This window comes from Priestia sp. JV24 (genome assembly GCF_025910025.1).
Classification (GTDB): Bacteria; Bacillota; Bacilli; order Bacillales; family Bacillaceae_H; genus Priestia; species Priestia megaterium.
Genome location: NZ_JAPCIN010000057.1, coordinates 1 through 7,739, shown reverse-complemented (window position 1 = coordinate 7,739; position 7,739 = coordinate 1). Strand labels below are relative to the sequence as shown.

Here is a 7,739-nt window from a genome sequence, read left to right as displayed (position 1 = left end):
CTTTAGGAACAAAAAAAGACATTGTCTCCCTTAACAAGGAAAACAATGTCTTTTTTGTGATGAACTAAGCCCTTGAAATAGATGTCAATTTCGTATAAAATAAAACCATAAGTTTTATCTTATCGATAATGAAACTATTAACAAGAGACTTCGACAGGTGTTTTCCCTAGGCTCTTTAGGGGGAACGGTTTAAGGGTGCGGGTAACACTTCTTAAACGGTTGAAGTCTTTTTTCTATTCCGTCCATTTTTGTTAATTCTATTATACCTTCTAGTAATCTGATAATTCAATGGAAAATAGTAATATAAACCAAAAAAAAGAAAGATCCATTGCAATGGATCTTTCTTTTTTTGGTTTATATGGGTCAATAGTTCAATTTGAGTTTTTAACATATTCATAGTTGCCACCATCTTTTTTTATATTCTTCTGGTTAGAGAAATAAAAACCTGAAGGCTAAAAAATCACCACAAAGGTGATTAAAAGCTTTTAACAAAACGGAGAACAAGTGCTGTTCTTGATGAGAACAAGCCCGAAAACACTGTATGGCCGCCATTGCTTGATAGCTGTCCTTATGCTAATTTCATATGTTATCTAAAGAATAAGGAGGAGAATATTATTCTAAATCGAAAACATTGTTAAAATAACCTATATACTAAATAATTGTTTATGTTAAGAATAGGTGGTGAACGTATGTCCCAACAAGTAAATGAAATGGTCTATTTAGGTGGTGAAGTAACAAAATCATTAGGAATAGCTCGTAGTTCCCTTACAAAATATTGTATTGCTTTAGAAAATAAAGACTATAAGTTTATTAGAGGATCTAATAATTCTAGAGCATTTAGAAGTAAAGATGTTCTCTTACTACAAAGGATGAAAGATTTAGTCCAAGATAAAGGTATGACTATGGAAACGGCTGTAAATGTAGTATTATCAATGCTTCCAGAAGAAGAGAGAACAGGTGCTGTTCTTGATGAGAACAAGGCAATTACTTCCGAAACTCCATCTAAAGAACAAGAGGAGAATAATCAACTTTCTCTTCTCATAGATAAATTAGAATATATTGATGAGATATCTGATAGATTAAATTCAATGGAAAAAGAGCTTAAGGATATTAAAACTCAAAATAAGCTTTTACAAGATCAGAATGATGAATTAAAAACAACCATTGAAACAGGTTCAAGTAAAAGGGATGAAACTCTTTTATCACTGATCCGTGAAGTTCAAGATACGAAAAAAATGATAGCAGCTTCTCAAGAAAAAAAGTGGTGGGAATTTTGGAAATGAGAAAGCTAGCAAAATGCTAGTACAAGAAAAGCCCTCAAAATTAATTGAGGGCTTTTCTTACATGTGTGGTTGATCATAGCTGTGTTTATAGTTGATAAAAGTGAAATATATACATGTACATATCTAAGATATAGTATTAGCTTATAATTTGTCCAATCAAAAGGTAAGCAAAACTTATCTCGAATGGCATTGGAGAAGGTTGCTCTCTCTAAGTTTAACTCATAAGCATTAGAGTTAAAATGACGGTTATATTATAACATATTTTTCCTGTGAAGACTACATTTTACCATACGAACATATGAATAAAAGGTGCACTTTTTATTCATTCTTTCACTAATCGCTTACTGAAAAAACGTTGGTCTATCAAGGATGTATAAAAAGCTGCATACTCCGGAAAAAGAACCCTCGGCGGAACCGTTCTGCGACAAGGGTTCTTTTTTGAGTTGTGTTCCGGAAAGAGACATTATGTTAACTAAGGTTGTATACGATATACAGCGTAAAAACAGAAAAACTCCCCCAATGCGTTAAGGAAGTTTTCTGTGTAAAATTCGAATAAGAAAGTCCGTAGATGCCTCACGGCGTCTTGGGTAGTTTGCTCAATATGTAAAAAAATTAATCATTATATATAAAGAGAAAAAACAATCCGTGGGAGTTGGATTGTTTTTTCGTAAGGAAAGATCAGGCTGATGTTCCTTATTGTATTTTATGTTTCTCATTTTGTGTTATGACTGCCTATAAATTGTTTTATGTTAACTAGCTTTGTATATCATACAAAAGAAAATTTATAAAATAGATGACTTATGTATTTGCAGAATAGGAGGATATTATATGCCAATGTTGTCTGCAATTTGTGATAACTGTAAAAGCTCTTTTCCTTCAGGAATATCTATAGAGGGATCAAAAATAACTCTTTCGGGAAATACTGCTGGACCATGCCCTAAATGTGGTAGTATGGGCCGTATAACTGATGGTACATCCAATTTTATAGATGATAGCATTGCTAAAAGAGTAAGAAAAGAGTAATCAAGATGCTTAAGGTTGTAATCTGTTCTCGAAATCTGTTTTATGTTACCTAAAGTTGTATATAATATTTATCTAAAAAAGAGAAAAAACCACTGACAGAGACAGTGATTTTTTCTCTTTAATAACATGTGCTATGCATATTTTGATGTTTTTAACCATCTTGAATAGTTTGCTCTGTTTACAATATTCTAATACCTATATAAGAGTAAACAGCCCCTAAATCGGGATATTTAGGGACCATTTACTAGTTCAATTCATGTGGTTTGTTGAGGCTTTTGATGAATTATATGCTTGTCCTTCATTCTTTATGATTTTACAATTGAATATTTTTAAGAAGGAAATTCTGAATTTTTTATTTGATGTATTATTAATTGTGTTTCAAGCGAAGAATAGAGAAGTCCTAGAAAGTTTTATTTGTTTTAAGTGCTATAATTCTTCACACTTAGGCTTGTATTACCATAACGTATATTTACTAAACTGAAGAAAAGGATGGGATGACAATGCCAGGGTTCATCAATATTGGAACGACGAGAATTAATAGCACTTCTAGTAATGGGTCTACAAATTTTGGTGAAGTAATTCATAATGGTCATACAGCAAACACCAAGTCAACTGGAATAAACAGAACGTATGGTGATATTTCTTTTTCTTCAGCTAAGATGAAAACCGATTACATGGATTCAGATATTAGTGATCAAACAGCTATTGGAAACGTTGATGGGATAAATGGAAATCAACAATAATAATTATGAATTATGAAGATAAAATTTAATTAAAATAAGAAAACTCCCTAATTCACCAGATGAATTAGGGAGTTTTCTCGGCTTTGTATTGTTAACTTGAAACAATGAGGATTACCAAATAGAAGCTTCGCAGCGTCTTTTGTAGTTTGTTCGATTTATAATATTTTAATCCATATTGCAAGTATATTTTCAGTATTTAATTTGAACAATGTACATATAGTATATGGACGGAAAAGTAAGGCTGCTTGTCTTGAGAATCTTATTTCGAAAGACAAGGAAACACACTAACTATTTGGAAGGTAGTTAGTGTGTTTTTTGTGACGTAATTAGAAGAGAATATTGATGCAAAAAAGCATCTCTATTAGTCTGTCTTGAATACCGAACTTTATTCACTTTAAGCTTTAAAGAAGTAAACATGCTCATAAATGTTTACAGATACATATAATGCATCAGCCCATGTGTATTATGTTCCTACTCCTTTAGTTTTACTCAATACTATAAAAGGAGTGATAGTATGTCTAGTTATGGTGGATGCGGACTTGGTGGAGGTTTTGCTCTTCTAATTGTCTTATTTATTCTTCTCGTCATCATTGGATGTAGTTGTTTTAGTGGTGGCTACGGTGGCTTCTGCTAATACAATAAAAGCCTTTCATTTGAGAGGCTTTTACATACACTAATTTATTTTTATGATAGGCAAGTTACTAAAATATTATTAATACATAGGATATAGTCAATGCACTCCAGAGCCTCATTATATGAGTACCCTTTGTTTCTGGATGTACCCTCTACTAATTTAAAAACCTCCTGATTCTAGCCAAAATCAGGAGGTTTTTGCCGTTCGTATCAAAAAAATTTGGAGGTTATTGATATGCATATTATATAATATGCCAACTTTTAAAAAAGGTATGGACAAGTATAACTAATATCTCAATTTGTAAAGGTATTTTCTATGTTAATAGTTTATAAAGAGCTTTTTTAGCTACGTACATAAAGTCAACTTAAGTTGACTTAGATTGCCTTAAGGCAAGGGGTTTTAAAAATTTATCAAAGAGTTTTTAACAGTTTCTTTAATCTAATATTTATTTAGGCAAGTTACCTAATAAGGTATAACAGCATAAACTGTAATAGGTGTTCAAAAGAGAAAGGAGTAGGTTTATGCCTTATTCTATTATCGTTGGAAATGTATTGACCAATGGGATTACACAAAACGGAAATCTAGATTTTGGTCATACAGTACACAATAGTCATACAGCGAATTCAAAATGGGTAGGAGCTTGTATTTCTATGGGTAATTTCTCTCCTTCTACGTCTTGGATGGCTAATGGAAACTTTGATCCAGACTTTAGTGACCAAGATCAAATTGCTAACCCTTCTATGCCGATATCGGGGCAAGTTTAATAATAAAGGAGTAAACTTTTTATGCCATGCAATATTAACGTTCAAAACTTTAATGCTAATGGAGTTACAGAAAATGCAAATTTAGATATAGGTAACAACGTTCAAAATAGCCATACAGCGAATTCGAAATCCGTAGGAGCATGTTTTTCCTTTGGTAATACATCTCCTTCAGTCTCGCACATGTTGAATAATAATTTTGATCCAGATATAAGTGATCAAGGGCAAACAGATAATACTTCAAACACTTAAATTTCAATAAATAATGAGTATAAAAATATTCTTTTTGTTCACTTTCAATTTTAAATTAATTACTAAAAAAGCTTCTAGATATTTAATTTAGAAGCTTTTTTTCATAGGTGACAATAGTACAAGCTAAATAAAGTAGAAAACATAAAATATTGTATCCATGCTAAAGGGAGGGAAAATATATGTGTTGTTGGAATTTCTTTGGTTGTGGTTGTAGATGTGGTTATTCGAACTATAACAATAATTATGGTGGTTGTCGTAACTACGGTGGTTATGATGGATATAACAAAGGCTGCGATTATGACCATAATAACGGTAAAGATGGTTATGACGGTCATAAAGATCATCATTCTGGTTGCAAATGTAAAAAAGACGGCTATTCAAACTATTAATTTTATAAAGAGGAAGGCTTGTTCATATAATTGAACAAGCCTTCTTTTATTAACGTTCAATTTCTGGTCCTTGATTTTTAGATCTATTTATATTGCTACTTCTCATTCTTCTAAGTTGATGGCTCTGTTGTACCTGTTCTTGGGTATGAACAGCTTGTTTAATAGCATCAAAGATGTCTGAGACTATTTCTGTGACGTGTTCTTTGACTTTTATGTCTTTTTCTATAGTCGGTATCACGTTTTGCTCAAGTCCTCTAATTTGGGCTTGTCGCTTGTTTAAATCAGCTGGCCCTTTATATCCTTTTTCCTTAAGGTTATCTCGGTAGTGATTTGCTTCATGTTGCAATTCTTCATAGTGCTGACGTGCTTTCTTTAAAACTAAACGCTTAGTTGCTTCACTAGGACTATTGTTTAATTTATCAAGTTCTTTTTCTGTTTTTTCAAGGCTAGTAACTTGATTCCTCATCTTATCTAGATGATCTTTTTCCGTTTGAAAGATTTTGAGATCTTTTCTTAGTTTATACAGATCATCTTCTTGATTTTTAATTGCTTTTTCAATGACTTCTAACGTTACAGGAGTCTTTTTAGCCATATCTATATGTTTCTCTAGTTTTAATGCATTCTCATAGCTTAAATATTTTCCAGCTGTCTTTAAGTCTGGATAGTGAGAGCTTACTTCACGAATTTTAGCTGTTTTAATGGCTTCCTCAGCTTGTAACAATACTTTAGTTTCTACTTGAATCTGTTGCTTCTCATACTTAATTTGATGCAGACGATTCTCTTTTTGCTGAGAGAATTCTGTATGGCGTTCACAAAACTCTTCTTCATTTGAGAAACGAAGGGATTCTTTATACCTTTCAATGCCATTTACATAGGTTTGTTTGTTACTTTCTAAATCAGAAATCTTATCAAGATGACGACGTTTCATCATATTATTTTCTTTGAGTTTAAAGGGATTAAGAGACTTTTTAAGTTCTTCTACTTTTTCTTCATTTTGTTGGATTTCATAGTTTAAATCCCTTATACGGTCATAGTGATTGCTAACGTTCAGAAATTGTTGCTGCTGTACGTGAAAATGACGTTCAATCGGATCGTGACGATCACTCATTTTGCGTAGTTCTTCCTGGCGTTTTGAAATATCATCTAAGGAAATGGCTTTTTGGTTTAAAATTGATGCTGCCTTTTGAATATAAGTCTTTTCAATATCTGTAGAGAAACTAAATTGTTTCTCTTTTTCTTTCATCTTTTTTACGTGAGCTTCTTTTTGACGACGATAAGCCTGTAGATCAATGACAGCTTGATTATATTCTTGGCGTTCTCTGTTAATCTCGCCACGTTTGCTTTGTTTTCCTTTCTTCTCCATGTCATGAGCGACATGGCCTAAGTGAATCGTTGGGAGGACTTCAAGACCACGGTTCTCATGTGAAAGGTGCGTAATACGCTCTTTACTTTGAACTTGTTCTAGTGCTTGATTGGCATAGTTGGCCCACTGTTCACGAATCGATAAGCAGCCTTCGCTATTTTTGACGTACCCACGATTGTTTTCTTTGGCATTTGCAAAGTCAGCATTCCAGTCACGATTCTTTTTGCCAAAGCCATTCTGATCCAGGTTTCTCATCGTTAACATGATGTGAGCATGAGGATTATTAGCATCATCACGATGGATGGCGATGTCAGCGACCATCCCTTTTTCTACAAACTCGTTTTGAGCAAAAGATTGAATCAATTCTTTTTGTTGATCGTGATTCAGTTCAATTGGTAACGCAATGTTTAATTCGCGTGCTAATTGTGAGTCTTTGCGCTTCTCTACTTTTTCAACTTCATTCCATAAACGGTTACGATCTTTCATCCATTCTGGCGCATGAGAAGGAGTCAGAATCATGGTTTCCGGTTGTACATTTCGAGCATAAAACTTTTGCTCGTCTGTGCGTTCATCATGTATTTTTTCGCCACTGCGATAAGCAGCAGCAGCAACAGCCGATTGGCCTTTTGAACGGCTGATGATTTGCATCGATAGATGATAAATTGCCATGATTCTTTCCTCCTTTCTTAAGAATGGGTTTGTGTTTTTGGAATAAGTTGATGAGAGCACAAGGTGCGCTAATCAACGCTTTAGATGAAATCAGCATCATGAACACCAAAGGTGTCAGATGGTGGTTTCATCTTTGCCAATAGGCAAACAGGTTTTATGAAATTCGCCATCTAGGCGAATGGGTCTTTGGTTTTGTCTTTTCGTTCCGAAGGAACCGCACACATCGGTACGATGTATAAGTGCGCCCTTATCTCTTCGATTTAAGGGAATTATACCATATACTGGTGAGAGAATCTATGATAAGGATACCAATTTATCTCAATTTTTGATATAATCAAAACAAACATTAGAGGACGGAAAAAGGAGATGAGTATGGATGTCAAAGAAGCGAACAGACGAGTAAATTCTTCAGGAATTAGAAGAGAAAATTGAGAAGATGAAAGCGAAGAAACAACAAGTTGAAGCGCGTAAAAAAGAAAAAGAGAGAAAAGAGAGAACAAGACGACTTATTCAAGTCGGCGCGATCTTCGAAAAATACTTTGAGATTCAAAGTGAAGAAGAAGCAGAAAAGATTGCGAAGGCATTGCAATCGTATGTAGGAAAAAATAAAGAGAAGATTTTA

General features: G+C 33.5%; 7 protein-coding genes and 1 pseudogene. 7 read left to right on the top strand and 1 reads right to left on the bottom strand.

Annotated features, from left to right (window positions below; all coding sequences use genetic code 11):
* The first annotated feature begins 689 nt into the window (after window positions 1-689).
* From OK414_RS29315 to OK414_RS29290, 6 genes are all read left to right on the top strand, one after another.
* Window positions 690-1,283 carry a DUF3967 domain-containing protein gene (locus tag OK414_RS29315; RefSeq protein ID WP_221791498.1) on the top strand — a complete coding sequence of 198 codons (594 nt, stop codon included), beginning with the start codon at window positions 690-692 and terminating at the stop codon, window positions 1,281-1,283.
* 828 nt (window positions 1,284-2,111) lie between these two features.
* Window positions 2,112-2,306, top strand: a complete 195-nt coding sequence (locus tag OK414_RS29310) for a hypothetical protein (RefSeq protein ID WP_263046343.1) — start codon at window positions 2,112-2,114, stop codon at window positions 2,304-2,306.
* 500 nt (window positions 2,307-2,806) lie between these two features.
* Window positions 2,807-3,049 (top strand): spore germination protein, encoded by a 243-nt coding sequence (locus tag OK414_RS29305; RefSeq protein WP_263046342.1) that lies wholly within the window; start codon window positions 2,807-2,809, stop codon window positions 3,047-3,049.
* A gap of 514 nt (window positions 3,050-3,563) precedes the next feature.
* Window positions 3,564-3,683: a YjcZ family sporulation protein gene (locus OK414_RS29300; protein ID WP_074684359.1), complete on the top strand. Its 120-nt coding sequence runs from the start codon at window positions 3,564-3,566 to the stop codon at window positions 3,681-3,683.
* A 521-nt stretch (window positions 3,684-4,204) separates the two neighbouring features.
* Window positions 4,205-4,447, top strand: coding sequence for a spore germination protein (locus OK414_RS29295; RefSeq protein ID WP_048022330.1), 243 nt, complete (start codon window positions 4,205-4,207; stop codon window positions 4,445-4,447).
* 21 nt (window positions 4,448-4,468) lie between these two features.
* Window positions 4,469-4,696, top strand: a complete 228-nt coding sequence (locus OK414_RS29290; protein ID WP_263046341.1) for a spore germination protein — start codon at window positions 4,469-4,471, stop codon at window positions 4,694-4,696.
* A 438-nt stretch (window positions 4,697-5,134) separates the two neighbouring features.
* Here the strand turns inward: OK414_RS29290 and mobQ are convergent, their stop codons facing one another.
* Window positions 5,135-7,117, bottom strand: coding sequence for a MobQ family relaxase (gene mobQ, locus OK414_RS29285; RefSeq protein ID WP_264363569.1), 1,983 nt, complete (start codon window positions 7,115-7,117; stop codon window positions 5,135-5,137).
* 436 nt (window positions 7,118-7,553) lie between these two features.
* Between mobQ and OK414_RS29280 the strand changes: the two are divergent.
* Window positions 7,554-7,739 (top strand): annotated as a pseudogene (locus OK414_RS29280) (hypothetical protein); the annotation flags it as partial.